18 protein-coding genes and 1 pseudogene are annotated in these 16,159 nt (G+C 72.3%); 7 read left to right on the forward strand and 12 right to left on the reverse strand.

Going from position 1 to position 16,159, the window contains the following annotated elements; translation table 11 throughout:
- The first annotated feature begins 9 nt into the window (after nt 1-9).
- The 3 genes from OHS58_RS28560 (at nt 10) to OHS58_RS28570 (ending at nt 4,607) form a co-directional block, all read left to right on the forward strand.
- Nucleotides 10-1,164 carry an ABC transporter permease gene (locus tag OHS58_RS28560; RefSeq protein WP_328644618.1) on the forward strand — a complete coding sequence of 385 codons (1,155 nt, stop codon included), beginning with the start codon at nt 10-12 and terminating at the stop codon, nt 1,162-1,164.
- A gap of 134 nt (nt 1,165-1,298) precedes the next feature.
- Nucleotides 1,299-1,763, forward strand: coding sequence for a hypothetical protein (locus tag OHS58_RS28565; protein ID WP_328644619.1), 465 nt, complete (start codon nt 1,299-1,301; stop codon nt 1,761-1,763).
- A 45-nt stretch (nt 1,764-1,808) separates the two neighbouring features.
- Nucleotides 1,809-4,607, forward strand: coding sequence for a transcriptional regulator (locus OHS58_RS28570; protein ID WP_328644620.1), 2,799 nt, complete (start codon nt 1,809-1,811; stop codon nt 4,605-4,607).
- Here OHS58_RS28570 and rdgB read toward each other — a convergent pair.
- The 5 genes from rdgB to OHS58_RS28595 are packed head-to-tail and all read right to left on the reverse strand — an operon-like array spanning nt 4,604 to nt 8,261.
- Nucleotides 4,604-5,212, reverse strand: a complete 609-nt coding sequence (rdgB, locus tag OHS58_RS28575) for an RdgB/HAM1 family non-canonical purine NTP pyrophosphatase (RefSeq protein ID WP_326958276.1) — start codon at nt 5,210-5,212, stop codon at nt 4,604-4,606. The genes OHS58_RS28570 and rdgB overlap by 4 nt on opposite strands.
- A complete protein-coding gene (rph, locus tag OHS58_RS28580) occupies nt 5,209-5,985 on the reverse strand; it encodes a ribonuclease PH (protein WP_247056988.1) in 777 nt (258 codons plus the stop codon). Before rph ends, rdgB begins: the two co-directional genes overlap by 4 nt.
- 25 nt (nt 5,986-6,010) lie before the next feature.
- On the reverse strand, nt 6,011-6,778 hold the full coding sequence (locus tag OHS58_RS28585; RefSeq protein ID WP_247056990.1) for an MBL fold metallo-hydrolase: 768 nt from the start codon (nt 6,776-6,778) through the stop codon (nt 6,011-6,013).
- A gap of 29 nt (nt 6,779-6,807) precedes the next feature.
- Nucleotides 6,808-7,614 (reverse strand): glutamate racemase, encoded by an 807-nt coding sequence (murI, locus tag OHS58_RS28590; protein WP_247056991.1) that lies wholly within the window; start codon nt 7,612-7,614, stop codon nt 6,808-6,810.
- Nucleotides 7,611-8,261, reverse strand: a complete 651-nt coding sequence (locus OHS58_RS28595) for a rhomboid family intramembrane serine protease (RefSeq protein WP_326958272.1) — start codon at nt 8,259-8,261, stop codon at nt 7,611-7,613. The genes murI and OHS58_RS28595 overlap by 4 nt, the downstream gene beginning before the upstream one ends.
- 137 nt (nt 8,262-8,398) lie before the next feature.
- Between OHS58_RS28595 and OHS58_RS28600 the strand changes: the two are divergent.
- Nucleotides 8,399-9,240 (forward strand): annotated as a pseudogene (locus tag OHS58_RS28600) (arylamine N-acetyltransferase family protein).
- Nucleotide 9,241: 1 nt separating this feature from the next.
- Here the strand turns inward: OHS58_RS28600 and OHS58_RS28605 are convergent.
- Nucleotides 9,242-9,949 (reverse strand): aspartate/glutamate racemase family protein, encoded by a 708-nt coding sequence (locus OHS58_RS28605; RefSeq protein WP_326951646.1) that lies wholly within the window; start codon nt 9,947-9,949, stop codon nt 9,242-9,244.
- Between the two features lie 10 nt (nt 9,950-9,959).
- Between OHS58_RS28605 and OHS58_RS28610 the strand changes: the two genes are divergently transcribed.
- Complete coding sequence (locus OHS58_RS28610; RefSeq protein ID WP_328644621.1) at nt 9,960-10,793, forward strand: MBL fold metallo-hydrolase; 834 nt, start codon at nt 9,960-9,962, stop codon at nt 10,791-10,793.
- Between the two features lies 1 nt (nt 10,794).
- Here the strand turns inward: OHS58_RS28610 and OHS58_RS28615 are convergent, their stop codons facing one another.
- The 3 genes from OHS58_RS28615 to OHS58_RS28625 form a co-directional block, all read right to left on the reverse strand.
- Complete coding sequence (locus OHS58_RS28615; protein ID WP_247056997.1) at nt 10,795-11,745, reverse strand: PLP-dependent cysteine synthase family protein; 951 nt, start codon at nt 11,743-11,745, stop codon at nt 10,795-10,797.
- Between the two features lie 3 nt (nt 11,746-11,748).
- Nucleotides 11,749-12,021: a MoaD/ThiS family protein gene (locus OHS58_RS28620; protein WP_247056999.1), complete on the reverse strand. Its 273-nt coding sequence runs from the start codon at nt 12,019-12,021 to the stop codon at nt 11,749-11,751.
- Nucleotides 12,022-12,086: 65 nt separating this feature from the next.
- A complete protein-coding gene (locus OHS58_RS28625; RefSeq protein ID WP_326944089.1) occupies nt 12,087-12,494 on the reverse strand; it encodes a M67 family metallopeptidase in 408 nt (135 codons plus the stop codon).
- Between the two features lie 81 nt (nt 12,495-12,575).
- Here OHS58_RS28625 and OHS58_RS28630 point away from each other — a divergent pair, with 81 nt between their 5' ends.
- On the forward strand, nt 12,576-12,956 hold the full coding sequence (locus OHS58_RS28630) for a hypothetical protein (protein ID WP_326944090.1): 381 nt from the start codon (nt 12,576-12,578) through the stop codon (nt 12,954-12,956).
- On the opposite strand, the gene OHS58_RS28635 is transcribed toward OHS58_RS28630, so the two are convergent.
- From OHS58_RS28635 to clpS, 3 genes are read right to left on the reverse strand one after another with little or no spacing between them, the layout of a single operon-like run.
- Nucleotides 12,953-13,927 (reverse strand): P1 family peptidase, encoded by a 975-nt coding sequence (locus OHS58_RS28635; protein ID WP_328644622.1) that lies wholly within the window; start codon nt 13,925-13,927, stop codon nt 12,953-12,955. The two genes, OHS58_RS28630 and OHS58_RS28635, sit on opposite strands and share 4 nt — an antisense overlap.
- A complete protein-coding gene (locus OHS58_RS28640) occupies nt 13,924-14,481 on the reverse strand; it encodes a DUF2017 domain-containing protein (RefSeq protein ID WP_247057007.1) in 558 nt (185 codons plus the stop codon). Before OHS58_RS28640 ends, OHS58_RS28635 begins: the two co-directional genes overlap by 4 nt.
- Nucleotides 14,478-14,777, reverse strand: coding sequence for an ATP-dependent Clp protease adapter ClpS (clpS, locus tag OHS58_RS28645; RefSeq protein WP_247057009.1), 300 nt, complete (start codon nt 14,775-14,777; stop codon nt 14,478-14,480). Before clpS ends, OHS58_RS28640 begins: the two co-directional genes overlap by 4 nt.
- Before the next feature lie 74 nt (nt 14,778-14,851).
- Here clpS and OHS58_RS28650 point away from each other — a divergent pair, with 74 nt between their 5' ends.
- The gene (locus tag OHS58_RS28650; protein WP_247057011.1) at nt 14,852-16,150 is read left to right on the forward strand and encodes a nicotinate phosphoribosyltransferase; all 1,299 of its coding nucleotides are present in this window, start codon (nt 14,852-14,854) and stop codon (nt 16,148-16,150) included.
- Nucleotides 16,151-16,159 lie beyond the last annotated feature (9 nt).

Consider the following 16,159-nt stretch of genomic DNA (forward strand, 5'->3'; position numbering starts at 1 on the left):
CTTTCCTTGGTGGACGTGCTTTCCCTGGGCCTGCTCGGCATCCGGACGCGGCGGCTGCGGGCGGCGTTGTCCGCGCTCGGGATCGCGCTGGGCATCGCGACGATGACCGTGGTGACCGGCATCCCGGCGTCGAGCCAGGCGGCGTTGCTGGACAAGCTGACGGCGCTGGGCACGAACACGCTCCGCGCCGAGCCGCAGCCGAACCAGACGCCGCCGGTGGTGCTGCCGGAGTCCGCGCTGGGCAGCGTCGGGCGGATCGGCCCGGTGACCACGGCGGCGGCCGTCGCGAACACCCACGCCGTCGTCCGCCGGTCCGACCGCACGGACCCGCAGGACGGCTCGGGCCTTTCGGTGCTGGCCGCGTCGCCGGGGTTGCTGGCGGCGTTGAACGGGAGTGTCCAATCAGGACGGTTCGAGACTTCGGACCTGCCCGTGGTGACGCTGGGGTACGTGGCCGCGTCCCGGCTCGGCATCCCCTCCCTGGTCCCGGGTCAGGCGCCGCCGGTCGTGATGATCGGGACGACCTGGTACACGGTCACGGGAGTGCTCGCGCCGATGCCGCTGGCGCCGGACGTCGAACGCGCGGTCCTCGTCGGCTGGGGCTCGGCGAAACGGTTCCTGGCCTTCGACGGCCACCCGACCGTGATCTACGTGAAGTCCCGCGAGGACGCGATCGGCGACGTTCGTGCGGTGCTGCCGGCGACGTTGAACCCGGAGCTGCCCGGCCTGGTCCAGGTGTCCCGGCCGTCGGACGCGCTGGCGGCGAAACAGGCGACGCAGACGGCGTTCTCCGCGTTGTTCCTGGGGTTGGCCGGGGTCGCGCTGCTGGTCGGCGGGGTCGGCGTGGCCAACACGATGTTCATCTCGGTGCTGGAACGCCGTCGCGAGATCGGCCTGCGCCGCGCGTTGGGGGCGACGCGCGGCCAGATCCGCGACCAGTTCCTGACCGAGGCGGTGGCGTTGTCCGGGCTCGGCGGCATCGCCGGGACGTCGGTGGGCGTGCTGGTCACGCTGGGATACGCGACGTACCAAGGCTGGCCGCCGGTGATCCCGCCGTTGTCCGTGGTGGGCGGGGTGCTCGGCGCGCTGGTCGTCGGCGTGGCGGCGGGCCTGCACCCGTCGCTGCGCGCCGCCCGGATGCCGCCGACGCAGGCGCTGGCGTGAGTCGCTCACGCCGTCCTGACGAGTTCCTGAAAAGCGCCGGTCATGCTCTGCTCATGGCACTTCGTTTCCTCGCTGGTCTCGCTTTGCTCCTCGGCTTGGCCGCGTGCTCGTCCCCGCCACCCGCGGCTCCTCAGGTGGCTTCGCTTTCCACGCCCGCGTCTTCGCCGGCGACTTCCGCACCGCCGTCGACGGACGCGGACGGCGGCCGCCCCCGCCACCGCGTCGACGAGACGGCGGAGGAGTCCCAGCGGCTGATCGAGCCGTGGCGCACGTGCATGAAGGACCACGACGCGGACGTCGACACGCAGCCGAACAGCATCGAGGGCGCGGAGAAGTGGAGCGCGGACCACAAAGCCGCGGGCGACGCGTGCCGCGCGAAGCTGCCGCTGCTGCCGTGGGGCATGGACCGCGACAACCCGGCGTACCAGGACAACATGCACAAGTGGGTGCAGTGCATGAACGACAAGGGCATGCACGTGGTGGAAACCCCGGACAACGACGAGTCCCCGTGGACCTACGGAAGCGACACCCAACCGCCGAACGCGGACAAGATCGAGCACGACTGCGAAGTCTCGATCCTCGGCCCGAGTGACAAGTAGAGTTCGCCCATTCGGCCGTGTGACATCCCGATAGGCTTTCGTCCCGTGTCCGTGCCGAGCGAGATCCCCGCCGACGTCGCCGAGCTCACCGTCCCGGCGGATCAGGGCCCCGACGAGCTGGTCGAAGAGCTGTACGCCCGGATCCCGGGCCTGGCCGAGCAGGTGCTGGTCAGGTTCGAGGATCGGCTGGACAGAGGTATCAGCCACGCCGCCGATCGTGAAACGGCGCGCACGAAGATCAAAGACCGCGTGACCGAGGACGCGGCGACCTTCCTCAGCGAAACCAACGAGCAGATCTCCCGGTTGCGCCAGGCCCGCCGGGACCTGGCCGCGCACGAACGGCGGCCGGCTCCCTCGGCCCCGCGGCTGCCGGACGCACGGGACAAACGCGCCCACGCCGGTCTGGGCCTGGTCTTCGGCACCGGCGTGCTCGTCCCCCTGGTCTTCTGGCAGCTGCTCCAGGCGCCGATGAGCACGTCCGGGCACGTCTGGACCTCGGTGGCGGTCGTGGTGGCCGGCGTCCTCCTGATGTGGCCGGCCGGCCGGGTCGTGGTGCGAGCCGGGCGAAGGCTCACCGGCGAGACGGTCTCCGACGGCGGCGGCTGGCTGCTCGTGCTCGGTGTTCCCACGACGTACGCGCTGTCCCTCTGGCGGCTCTGGACGTCGTCGGCCGAGGGCATGGGCCCGGTCCTGGCGGTCGTGGTCTGGTTCGTCGTGGCGCTGCTGGTCTGGTTCGTGGTCTTCGTCCTCTACGCCGTCGTCAACCAGCCCGCCAAGAGAAAGCCGCAGGCGAGCTGCCTGGCGGTGGCCGTCGTCCGCCGGGAGCTGCTCGTCACGGTCGTCGTGGCCGTGCTCCTGGCTCCGGTGCTGACCGGCCTCGTCCCGGTGCCATGGCCCGCGTGGGTCATCTGGCTTGCGCTGGACGCGCTCCTGCTCGCGGGGACGACGCTCGGCGGACCGCTGTCGCTCCTGGCACCGCTCGCCTTGTCGGACGACGTCGCGCGGTACGGCAGCCGGGCGTGGGAACGGCGCCGCGACGAGCTACGGAACCTGCAGGAGGCCGCCGACCAGGCGTGGTCGGAGGCGGCCGCAGCACCCGTCGAGCGCAGCGTGCGGCACCACCTCAACGCCGTCCTGGAGCCGCCGTTCAGCACGGTGCTGCCGGAGCTCGAGCGCGGCTCGCTCGGCCAGATGCGGGCCGGCGACCGGGTGGTCACGGACACGGCGGCCGGTGTCCGGCTGAAGTCGCTCCTGGCGGGGATCAGCGGCGGCGCGGTCGGCATGGCCGGGCCGCGCGGCGTCGGGAAGTCCACCCTGCTGGAGGCCTACCAGGCCGGGCAGCTCCTGAAGACCGGCGGTGTGCACGTCGCGCTCCTCGAGAGCGTCCCGGTGCGCTACGACGTCCGCGAGTTCACGCTGTACCTCTACGCCCGGATGTGCGCGGCGGTGATCGACTTCTGCGCCGGGCGGGCCACGACGAGCCCGAAGCCGCCCAGCGCCTGGCCGGCCCGCCGTGCCCGGCTTCGCCGGCTGTGGCCGTTCGCCGCGGTGGTGGCGGCGTGGCTCGGGCTGGGCCTCGCCGGCACGTTCGCCCTGCGCGACCCGAAGTTCGACTTCCGGGTGTGGCTCACCTCGATGTGGTGGCCGGTGGTGTCCGTGGTCGCGGTGGCCGGGCTCGCCGCGATCGCCGCCCGCCGCCGTCCCGGCTCGGCCGCCACCACACCGCCGGCCGAGCACGCCGGGACGCGGCCCGGCAGCCTGGCCGAGCTGCGGACGATCGCCACCCACCGGCTCGCCGAGATCGAGTTCCAGCAGAAGCACACCGCGGGCTGGTCGGGCAAGGCCGGCCTGCCGATCGGCGTCGAGGCGACCACCACCAGGTCGCGGGAGACGACCCGGCAGCCGCGCACGTACCCGGAGATCATCCGCGGGTTCCGCGACTTCCTCGACCTGACGATCACGTGCGTCGCCCGGGAGCCGGAGGTCTCGCGGCCGGCGGTGGTCATCATCCTCGACGAGCTGGACAAGATCGTCGCCCCCGACGCGGCCCAGGACTTCGTCAACGAGGTGAAGGCGCTGCTGACCCTCGACGTCCCGGGCTTCCTGCTCCTCGTCTCCGTGTCGGAGGACGCCCTGGCCTCGTTCGAGCGGCGGGGCCTGCCGGTGCGGGACGCGTTCGACAGCGCCTTCGACGTCATCTTCCGCGTGGAGTACCTCAAGCTGGGCGACGCGCGGCAGGTGCTGACCGGCCGCGTCCTCGGCCTGCCCGAGCCGTTCATCTGCCTGTGCCACTGCCTGGCCGGCGGGCTGCCGCGGGAGCTCATCCGCGTCGCGCGGCAGGTGGTCGGCGACAGCGGTTCCCTCGACCGCGTCACGCGCCGGCTCGTCGAGCAGGACCTCCTGGAGAAACGCGGCGCCCTGCGCACGGTCGTGACCCGCGGCGCGTACGACGAGGTCCTCGTCAGCGACCTGGTCCGCCACATCGACGCGCACGCCGTCGCCGAGCCGGCGAAACTGCTGCACGCGGCCGCGCACCCGCCGGTCGCGGCCGGGCGGACACCGGAAACGGCCGAGCTGCACCGGCTGCAGCTCGAAACCCTGGGGTACCTCTACTACCTGGGCACGATCCTGGAGGTCTTCGGGCCCGCCTTCAGCCCGCGGTCCCTCGACCTCGGCCGCACCGAAGGTGACACGTCCTTCGACACCCTCACTTCGGTGCGCCAGCTGTTCCCGGTGAACGCCCGGCTCGCCTGGCTCACCATCAGCGCCTTCCGCGAGGCGTGGCACCTGGAGACCGTCTGCCCGCCGGGCGACGACGACCGTCCACAAGCGACTGGCGGCTAGCTCTCCGCGAGGTCCCGCAGCGCCGGCAGCAGGGAGCGAAGGGCGCGGCCGCGGTGGGAGACGGCGTCCTTTTCGGACGGTTCCATCTCCGCCGACGTCCGGGTCCCGCCGTCCGGGCGGAAGATCGGGTCGTAGCCGAAACCGTTGGTGCCACGGCGTTCCCGGACCATGGTGCCGCGCCACTCGCCGCGGACCACCGTCTCCTCACCCGACGTCAAAACCAACGCCGCCGCGCAGACGAACTGCGCTCCGCGGCGCTCGTCCGGGACGTCGCCGAGCTGGGCCAGCACCAGGTTCAGGTTGGCATCGTCGTCGCCGTGGCCGCCCGACCAGCGGGCCGAGAGCACACCCGGCATGCCGTTCAACGCGTCGATCGCGATGCCCGAGTCGTCCGCGATCGCGGGCAGACCACAAGCCGCCACGGCGTCACGTGCCTTCGCGACGGCGTTGCCCTCGAAGTCCGGCGCGGTTTCGGGCGCCTCCGGGAACGGCTCGACGTCCGCGAGACCGAGCACCTCGATGCCGGAGATGCCCTCGGCGAGCAGGATCCGGCGAAGCTCGCCGAGCTTCTTCGCGTTGCGCGTGGCGAGAAGCAGCTTCGTCACTTCGAACCCTTCTTCTTGTCCGGACGCGGCTCCGGCAGCTCGCCCGGGTACGGGAGCGCCAGCGCCTCGTTCTGCAGGCGGGTCAGCTCCTCGCAGCCGGCCTGCGCCAGGTCCAGCATCTTGTCCAAAGTGGACCGCGCGAAGGTGGCGCCCTCGCCGGTGCCTTGGACCTCGACCAGCGTGCCCGCGTCCGTGGCCACCACGTTCATGTCGACCTCGGCGCGCGAGTCCTCTTCGTACGGCAGGTCGAGGCGCACCCGGCCGTCGACGACGCCGACGCTCACCGCGGCCACCGAGGACGACAGCGGCTGCGGGTCGTTGAGCCGGTTCGCCGCGGCCAGCCAGGTGATCGCGTCCGCGAGGGCCACGTAACCACCGGTCACCGCGGCCGTGCGGGTGCCGCCGTCGGCCTGGATGACGTCGCAGTCGATGACGATCGTGTTCTCGCCCAGCGCGGCCAGGTCGATGCAGGCCCGCAGCGAACGGCCGATCAGCCGCGAGATCTCGTGCGTGCGCCCGCCGATGCGGCCCTTGACCGATTCACGGTCGCCGCGCGTGTTCGTCGCGGACGGCAGCATCGCGTACTCGGCCGTCACCCAGCCGAGGCCGGAACCGGCCCGCCAGCGCGGCACCCCTTCGGTGACACTCGCGGCGCACAGCACCCGCGTGTTGCCGAATTCGATCAACACCGACCCCGCGGGCCACTGCTGGAACCCCCGGGTGATCTTGATGTCGCGGAGCTGGTCGTCGTTCCTGCCATCTTTTCGAGCCACGAAGAGCACTCTAGGACCGCGCCGCTCACACGTCGTAGACGGCACCCTGCTTGACGACCTCGGCCCCGGCGAACTCGGCCGCGGCCTCGGCCAGCACGGCACCGGGGTCCGTCCACGGCGCGATGTGCGTCAGCAGCAGGCGTCCGACACCGGCGTCGCGCGCCAGCTCGCCCGCCTGCTTGCCGGACAGGTGCACCCCGGCCGGGCGCTCCGCCGAGTCCGTCCAGGACGCCTCGGCGAGCAGCAGGTCGACGCCGTCGGCGAGCTCGTTCAGCGCCCGGCACGGGCCGGTGTCGCCGGTGAAGGCGAGGATCCGGCCGCCGTAGGAGATGCGCAGGCCGAACGCCGGGGTCGGGTGGTCGACCTCGACCGCGACCACCTCGAACGGCCCGATCCGGAACGGCTCGGAGCGCAGCGGGTGGAAGGCGTAGACGTCGGAGAGGTCCGTGCCGGCCCGCTCGGTCTCGTTGGGCGCGTACGCGTTCGCGAGCCGGACCGGCGCGTCGTCCGGCGCGTACAGCGGCAGCAGGCGCGGGCGGGCCGGGTACGGCGGCGCCGGGTGGTAGCGGCGCAGGACGGTGAGCGCGCTGACGTCGGCGCAGTGATCGGGATGCAGGTGGGTGAGCACGAGCGCGCCGAGGTCGAACGGATCGGCCACGGCCTGCAGCTGCGCCAGCGTGCCGTTGCCCAGTTCGAGGCCGAGCAGGAAGCCCTCGGCCTCGACCAGGTAACCGGACGCGGCCGCGTTCGGCCCGGGGATGCTGCCGGAGCACCCGAGGATGGTCAGTCGCACTTCGCCACCCTAAGCGCCCGAAGGTGTGATCACGCGGTGGTGGGAGCGAGGACACCCGGGGCAAAACCCATGAACCGCTGGGCGAGCCGGGTGAACGGCTCGGCCGAGCCGGTGGCCAGGAACTCGTGCCGGGGCGCGGTCTCCCTGGTCGTCAGCAGGTCCCGCTCGGTGAGCACGCGGACGAGGTCCTTCGCGGTCTCGTCGGCGCTGCTCACCAGGGTGACCTCCTGGCCCATGACGATCTGCAGCACGCCCTGCAGCAGCGGGTAGTGCGTGCAGCCGAGCACGAGCGTGTCGACCTCGGCGTCCAGCAACGGCTCCAGGTAGCCCTGGGCCAGCCCGAGCACCTGCCGCCCGGAGGTGATGCCGCGCTCGACGAAGTCCACGAACCGCGGGCAGGCGACGCTGGTGAGCGTGATGCCCGGCGCCGCGGCGAAGGCGTCTTCGTAGGCCCGCGACCGCACGGTGCCCTCGGTGCCGATCACGCCGACCCGCCCGGTGTGCGTCGCGATGACCGCGCGGCGGGCGGCGGGCAGGACGACCTCGATGACCGGGACGTCGTAGCGCTCGCGGGCGTCGCGCAGGCAGGCCGCGGACGCCGTGTTGCAGGCGATCACCAAGGCCTTCACGCCGCTCTCGACGATCTCGTCGAGCGCCGCGAGCGCGTAGCTGCGGGCGGTGGCGATCGGGAGCGGGCCGTACGGGTTGTGCGCCGTGTCGCCGACGTAGCGGAGCTGTTCGGCGGGCAGCTGCTCGAGGATCGCCCGCGCGACCGTCAACCCGCCGACGCCGGAATCGAACACACCGATCGGGGCATCAGCGAGCGGCAGGGTCACACGTCGAGGCTACCCGTGGCCGCCGGAGCGGGTTTGCGGGACTTCCCCGTGCGGCCGGTCAGCCACGCCGCCAGGACGCCGGCCAGCGCGCCGAAGACGTGCCCCTGCCAGGAGACGCCGGTGTTGCCCGGCAGCAGGCCCAGCAGCATCCCGCTCCAGATGCCCAGCAGCACGACGGCGACCAGGATCTGCCCGGCCGCGCGGTTGAAGATGCCGCGGACCAGCAGGTAGGCGAGCCAGCCGAAGGCCAGCCCGGACGCCCCGACCGTGACGGTGTTGGCCGGCCCGATCAGCCAGACGCCGAGCCCGGACACCAGCCAGATGATGCCCGTGACCAGCGCGAACCGGCCGATCCCGGCGGCCATCGCGAGGAAGGAGAACAGCAGCACCGGCACCGTGTTGGCGAACAGGTGCGACCAGCCGGCGTGCAGCACGGGCGCGAACAGCACGCCGTCCAGGCCGGACAGCTCACGCGAGTGGATGCCGCCCTGGTCCAGGTCGCCGGGCAGGATCACGTCGGCCAGCTCGACCAGGTAGAGCAGCAGGGTGAAGGACAACGCGACGAGCGCGGCCGCCTTCGGTTTCGGCGGCAGCACGCGCTTGCGGGCGTCGGTTTCCGGGTCCGGGGTCACAGGCAAGGTGCTCACGTCCTCGACGCTACGTCAGGGCCCGGCGGGTCCGCCTCGGGTGAAATCCCTGATCCGGGGGTTTGTCGCCGCCCGCGATGATCGCCGGTGCGGCCGGATCGCCGGTTTTGTCGGTGCCTGCCGCTAGCGTTCGCGCCATGGATGTCACCGGATATCTGGAGCGGCTCGGCCTCGACGCGGAGCCGCCGGGCGTGGCCGCGCTGGGGCGGCTGCACGCGGCGCACGTCGAGCGCGTGCCGTACGAGGCGCTGGAGATCACCCTCGGCCGGCCGACGCCGCTGGAGCCGTCGGCGTCGCTCGCGCGGATCCTGCGCGGCCGCGGCGGCTACTGCTACCACCTCAACGGCGCGTTTCGGCGCTGCTGCGCGAACTCGGCTACGCCGTCACGCGGCACTTGGGCGGGGTGCAGGGCGGCGCGGCGGACGCGCCGAACGTGGACCGGAACCACCTGGCGCTGACCGTCACGGGCCTGCCGGAGGACCCGTCGGCCACGTGGCTGGTGGACGCCGGGCTGGGTGACGGCATCCACGAGCCGCTCCCCCTACGGGAAGGCACCTACACGCAGGGTCCGCACACCTACCGGCTGCGGCCGTCGGAGGTGGCGCCGGGCGGCTGGCGGTTCGACCACGACCCGTCGGGCAGCTTCGCCGGCTTCGACTTCGCGCCGGGCGTCGCCGAGATGGCCGACTTCGCCGAGAAGCACGCGTGGCTGTCGACGGCACCGGAGTCGGGGTTCGTGCGGGTCTGCGTCATCCAGCGGCGGGACGCGGCGGGCGTCGACACCCTGCGCGCGCTGACGCTGAACCGCCACGGCGCCAAGGAACTCGTCGAGTCACCCGAAGCCTGGTGGACGGCGGCGGGCGACATCTTCGGGATCCCGTCGGCGGCTTTCACGGCCGAGGAGCGCGACCGGTTGTGGCGCGTCGTCGTCGCCCAGCACGAGGCCCACGTGAGCGGCGGGCCGGTGGTCGCCGTGTGACTCAAGCGGGCAGCGGGGCCTTGCCGAGGGCGTAGTCGACGGCGGCCTCGGCGTGCAGCCGGGTCGTCGGGAACGTCGGCACCGCGCTGTCCTCGGGACCCACCAGCAGCTCGATCTCCGTGCAGCCGTAGATGACGCCTTCGGCACCGGCCTCGACGAGCCGCGCGATCACGCCCCGGTAGGCCTCGCGCGACTCCGGCTTCACGACGCCGAGCACCAGTTCGTCGTAGATCACGCGGTGCACCAGGTCGCGGTCCTCGGCGCTGGGCACGAGCACGTCAAGGCCGTGTGCGGCGAGCCGGTCGCGGTAGAACGGCTGGCTCATGGTGAACCCGGTCCCGAGCAGGCCGACCCGGCGGATCCCGGCGGCCCGGACGGCGGCCGCCGTCGCGTCGGCGAGGTGCAGCAGCGGGATGCCCAGGCCGTCGGTCAGCCGCTCGGCGACCTTGTGCATGGTGTTGGTGCAGAGCACGACGAAGTCGGCACCGGCCGCCTCGAGCGCGCGAGCCGCGCGGTTCAGCTCCGCACCCGCGTCGTCCCAGCGGCCCTCGGCCTGCATCGCCTCGATCGCGGCGAAGTCCACCGAATACAGCACGGTGTGCGCGGAGTGGAAGCCACCGAGAACGTCCTTCACCCGTTCGTTTACCAGTCGGTAGTACTCGATGGACGACTCCCAGCTCATCCCGCCCAGCAGCCCGATGACCTTCATGCTGTTCAGCATGCCCGAAACGAGAGTCCGCACCACGTTCGCCGGCGTGTCCAACGTCCTGATCAGCGACGGGACGTCGGCCATCCTCGTCGACGGCTTCTTCTCGCGGCCGTCGCTGCTGAAGCTGGCCACCCGGGTCTCGCCGTCCCGAAGCCGGATCGACGAGTGCCTGCGCCGGCTGGAAGTCACGAAGCTGGACGCGGTCCTGGTGGCGCACTCCCACGTGGACCACGTCCTGGACGCGCCGGTGGTCGCCCAGCGGACCGGCGCCACGCTCTGCGGCTCACCGTCGACGCGCCGGGTCCAGGAGGGCTACGGCCTCGCCGCCGAGCCGTTCCACGAGCTGGTGCCGGGCGAGCCGGTGAAGTTCGGCGAGTTCACGGTGACCGGCGTCGACGCCCGGCACAGCGACGGCGACCGGGTACCGGGTGAGATCACCGAGCCGGTCCGCGTACCGGCGAAGGCGAGCGCGTTCAAGACCGGGCGCTGCTACTCGTTCCACGTCGCGCACCCCGCCGGGAACGTCCTGGTCCACCCGTCGGCGAACTTCGTGCCGGGCGCCCTGGCCGGCTACGCGGCGGACGTCGTCTACCTCGGCGCCGGAGCGGCCGGGAAGCAGTCCGAGGCGTGGCGGGAGGAGTACTGGCGCGAGACGGTCGGCGTGCTCGGGCCGAAGGTCGTCCGCCCGGTGCACTGGGACGCCTTCTGGCGGCCGCTGTCCAAGCCGTTGAAGCTGCTCCCGAAGCTGGTCGACGACCTGGCCACGACGATGGCCACGTTCAAGCGGCTCGCCGCCGAAGACGACGTCGACCTGGCTCTGCCGGAGCTCTGGAAGACCGAGTGACTCAGGCCCAGAGCTGCCCGTCGAGCCGCTCGGCGGCCTCGTCCAGCGAGCCCGCGTAAGCCCCCGTCGACAGGTACTTCCAGCCGGCGTCGGCGACGACGAACGCCACGTCGGCGGGCTTGCCGGCGGCCACGGCCTTCTCGGCGACGGCCAGGGCCGCGTGCAGCACCGCGCCCGTCGAGATGCCCGCGAAGATGCCTTCGTGCTCCAGCAGCTCCCGCGTGCGGCGCAGCGCGTCGTACGCGCCGACGGAGTACCGGCCGTTGAGCACGCTGGGGTCGTACAGCTCCGGCACGAACCCCTCGTCGAGGTTGCGCAGGCCGTAGACCAGCTCGCCGTAGCGCGGTTCGGCCGCGATGATCTGGACGTCCGGCTTCGCCTCGTGCAGGTACCGCCCGCAGCCGACGAGCGTGCCGGTGGTGCCGAGGCCGCCGACGAAGTGCGTCAGCGTCGGCAGGTCCTTGAGCAGCTCGGGGCCGGTGCCGCGGTAGTGCGCCTCGGCGTTGGCCGGGTTGCCGTACTGGTACAGCATCACCCACTCGGGGTTCGCCGCGGACAGCTCCTTCGCCCGCCGGACGGCCTCGTTCGAGCCGCCCGCGGCCGGGGAGAACACGATCCGCGCGCCGTAGGCCTGCAGCAGCTGCTTGCGCTCGGTCGAGGTGTTCTCCGGCATCACGCAGACCAGCCCGTAGCCCTTGAGCTTGGCGGCCATGGCCAGCGAGATGCCGGTGTTGCCGGACGTCGGCTCCAGGATCGTGGAGCCGCGCCGCAGCTTGCCTTCACGCTCGGCGGCTTCGATCATGGCCAGCGCGGGGCGGTCCTTGATCGAGCCGGTCGGGTTGCGGTCCTCCAGCTTCGCCCACAGGCGCACGTCGTGCGTCGGCGAGAGCCGGGGCAACCCGACCAGCGGGGTGCCGCCGAGCGCGTCGAGCAGGGACTCGAAGCGAGCCATCGATCAGCCACCGGCCACGGCGGGGAGGATGGTCAGGGTGTCGCCGTCCTTGACCTCGGCCTCGAGCCCGCCGGCGAAGCGCACGTCCTCGTCGTTGACGTAGACGTTGATGAAGCGGTGCAGCTTCTCCTCCTTGACCAGGCGCGCCTTGAGACCGGCGTGCCGGGACTCGACGTCGTCGATGACCTGCAGGACGGTCGCGCCCTTCGCCTCGACGGACTTCTCGCCGCCGGTGTGGGTGCGCAGGATCGTCGGGATGGAGACGGTCACGGCCATGGGTTCTTACCTCCGGTGGGTTCCTACACGCAGACGCCTGCGGCGCGCGGTTTGTTCCGAACAGCTCAGCCGACGATCTCGACCGGCTCCTCGGTGATCTCGGCGTCCACGATCCGGTACGACCGGAACTCGTGCACTTCGGGGTCCCGGGTCGAGACGAGCACGTAGTGCGCGCCGGGCTCGGCCGCGATCGACGCGTCGGTCCGCGACGGGTACGCCTCGGTCGCGGTGTGCGAGTGGTAGATCACCACCGGCTCTTCGTCGTTGGCGCCCATCTCGCGGTAGAGCTTCAGCAGGTCACCCGAGTCGAACTCGTAGAACGTCGGGGACCGCGCCGCGTTGAGCATCGGGATGAACCGCTCGGGCACATCGGACCCCTCCGCACCGGCGATCACCCCGCACGCCTCGTCGGGATGGTCACGGCGGGCATGGGCGACGATCTCGTCGACGAGTTCACGGCGGATCCGGAGCACACCGTCATCTTAGGTGGTGGACACAAGCTGTCCAGACTCTGAGATCTACCGCTCATCAGAGGTTCCTGGGACACTTCCAGGGTGCCATTGCCGGCGAAAGCCCGTGAACGCTGCCGCGAGTTCCTCGAGGACGGCGAGCGGATCCAGTACCTGATCCCGGGCATCTCGCTCTACATCCGCGGGATCCGCACCCGGGCCGCGTTCTTCGTCGTCGTCACCGACCGAAGCATCACGGTGCTCTACGGCGGCCGCTTCCGGCGCTACACGCCGAAGGACGTCTACGACCGGCTCCCGCGGCGCACCGAGATCGGCCCGGTCGAGGTCCACCCCTCGCTCGGCCCGGTCCTCACCGTCGCCGAGCTGCAGCTGGAGATCGACGAGGAGTACGTGAGCGCCGTCCGCGCCGCCAACCTCGAAGTGCGCCGCGACGGCCTGCCCGAGGACCCGCACCCGGACCTCTAGGCGAACGCCTCCGGCCAGACCTCGCGGTAGGCCGGCATCCCGCCGGCCGTGGTCGCGGCCAGCAGGCCGTGCACCATCGCCCGCGCGAACACCCGGGCCGCCGCCGAGCAGAGCGCGTCCAGCGCCGCCGGGCGGACCGCGGGGTGACTCGCCGAAGGCAGCTCCCGCGCGCCCGTGGCCAGCGCGAACACTGTGTCGCCGTCGAACATCGTGTGTGCCGGGCGGACCGCGCGCGCCAGGCCGTCCTGCGCCGCGACGGCGAGCCGCCGGGCCTCGGCCTTCGATAGCGCGGCGTCGACGGCGACCACGCCGATCGTCGTGTTCAGGTCGGTCCGGCGCGACGGCAGCTCAACAGCCCGCGAAGGCCAGGTCACGCCGAAGTCGCCGTGGTCAGCGGCGTACGCCCGGCCTGTCGAGAGGTCGACGGCCTCGCCCGCCGCGTTGAGCGCGGCCACGGCCCCGACCGTGAACTCGCCGACGACCTCGCTGGCCGTTCCGATGCCGCCCTTCAGCGACCCGACGGCCGCGCCCGCACCGGCACCGACCGTGCCCTGCGCCACCGGCCCCGCGGCCGCCGCGGCGCAGGCCGCGTAGCCGAAGGACGCGTCGGGCCGGTTGCCCCACTCGCCGCGCGGCAGGTCGAACAGCACCGCCGCGGGCACGATCGGGACGACTTCGTGCGGCTTGGTGCCCACCGGGAAGCCCAGGTTCCGCTCCGCGAGCCACCGCATGACGCCGTCGGCCGCGGCCAGCCCGTACGCCGACCCGCCCGAGAGGCAGACGGCGTTCACGCGCTCGACCAGGTTCTCCGGCTCCAGCAGGTTCGTCTCACGGGTCCCGGGCGCGCCGCCGCGCTGGTCCACGGCGCCGACCGCGCCGTCCGGCACGAGCACCACCGTCGTCCCGGTCGCCCAGCCGTCCCCGACCCGCTCGTGGTGCCCGACCAGCACGCCGGGGACGTCGGTGATCATCCGGCCAGTGCCTGGATCAGCGTCTCCTGCACCCAGGTCAGCCAGTGGTAGACGCCCAGGTGCGGCGCCCGCGGGTCGTCCTCGGGCAGCTCGTCGGGCATGTCCTCGGTGACGTCGAGCGCGGTGCCCAGGGCCAGCCGGACGTCGTTGAGCGCGCCCAGCCAGGCGTCGGCCTGCTCTTCGGTCAGCCGGACGTTGCCGCCGTCGCGCGGCAGCGTGTCGAGCACGATCTTGGCCACGCCGACCTTGATGTCGAGCAGCTCCGGCTCGTGCAGCGAGCGCATCGCCGCGGCCGAGTCGAGGTCCTCGCGGGTCGGGTTGTCCGGGTCGAGCCGGTGGAAGTCGGGCAGCAGCCGCGAGAGCACCGGGTCGTCCGGCGACTCGGTCGGGCCGGTGCGGATGCCGGTCAGCTCGGCGAGCTCGTCCTGCGGCGCCTCCTCGGCGCGCGCGGTGAGCATGTCCTCGAGCTGGCTGACGAGGCCGCGCAGCACGGCCGCCTCCTGCTGCTCGAACCCGGCGTGGATGACCGCGCCCTTGCGCCGCCAACCGTTCACGACTTCTGCTCCATGGTGGCCCACAGGCCCGCCGCGTGGAGTTTCGCCACGTCCACCTCCACCTTTTCCTTGCTGCCCGACGACACGATCGCCTTGCCCTTGTGGTGCACGTCCAGCATCAGCTTGGTGGCGTGGTCGCGGCTGTACCCGAACAGCTTCTGGAAGACGTACGTCACGTACGACATCAGGTTGACGGGGTCGTTCCACACCACGGTCCGCCACGGTGTGTCCGACTCGGCGACCTCGGCACCGGCCGGCTCGACCTGCGTCTGCTCGGCTGCGACAGGCGTGGACATGCACCCCATGGTGTCACGGGGTCGACAGGGCACGCCGCGCCAGGTCCGGCCATGTGGGTGAATAGGCTGACCCCATGGGTTCACCGGAGCCGGCCACGACCAGCACTGCGCTGCTCACCGACCACTACGAGCTGACCATGCTGGGCAGCGCGCTCGCCGACGGCACGGCGGAGCGCCCCTGCGTGTTCGAGGTGTTCGCCCGGCGCTTGCCGGACGGCCGCCGTTACGGCGTCGTCGCGGGCACCGCCCGGGTGCTCGACGCGATCGCGGACTTCCGCTTCACCGACGCCGAGCTGGCGCAGCTGGAGGCCACCGCGGTGGTCGACGACACGACGCTGGCCTGGCTCGCGGACTACGAGTTCGCCGGCGACCTCGACGGCTACGCCGAGGGTGAGCTGTACTTCCCCGGCTCGCCGATCCTCACGCTCGCCGGCTCGTTCGCCGAGTGCGTCCTGCTCGAGACGCTGGTGCTGTCGATCCTCAACCACGACAGCGCCATCGCGTCGGCCGCGGCCCGCATGTCGGGCGCCGCGCACGGCCGGCCGATCATCGAGATGGGCGGGCGCCGCACGCACGAGTGGGCCGCCGTCGCGGCCGCGCGCGCCTCCTACCTGGCCGGCTTCGCGACGACGTCCAACCTCGAGGCCGGCCGCCGCTACGGCATCCCGACCCGCGGCACCGTCGCGCACGCCTTCACGCTGCTGCACGACAGCGAGGAAGAGGCCTTCCGCTCGCAGGTCGGCAAGATGGGCGCGGACACGACGCTGCTGGTCGACACCTACGACATCACCGCCGGCATCGAGACCGCGGTGCGCGTCGCCGGTCCGGAGCTCGGCGCGATCCGGATCGACTCCGGCGACGTCGGCCCGCTCGCCCGCCGCGCCCGCGAGCAGCTGGACTCCCTCGGCGCGAAGGACACCCGGATCGTCGTCTCCGGCGACCTCGACGAGCACGCCATCGCCGCGCTGCGGGCCGAGCCGGTGGACGCGTACGGCGTCGGCACCTCGGTCGTCACCGGGTCCGGCGCGCCGACCGCCGGCATGGTCTACAAGCTGGTCGAGGTGGACGGCAAGCCGGTCGCCAAGCGCAGCGCGCACAAGGAGTCCCGGGGCGGGCGCAAGTCCGCGCTGCGGCGCCACCGCGGCACCGGCACGGCCGTCGAAGAGGTCGTCTGGACGGCGGGGACCACGCCCGAGCCGGAGCCGAACGACCGGCCGCTGCAGCTGCCGCTGATTCGTGGCGGCCGCGTCGAGCCGGATCTGCCTACCCTGGACGACGCCAGGCAGCGGTTGCGCCGCGGCCTGGTCAGCCTGCCGTGGGAGGGCCTGAAGCTCTCGCACGGCGAGCCCGCAATCCCGACGCTCTTCCTCTGAACGGAGCCA

Origin of the sequence: Amycolatopsis sp. NBC_00348 (assembly GCF_036114655.1) — a bacterium.
GTDB lineage: Bacteria > Actinomycetota > Actinomycetes > Mycobacteriales > Pseudonocardiaceae > Amycolatopsis.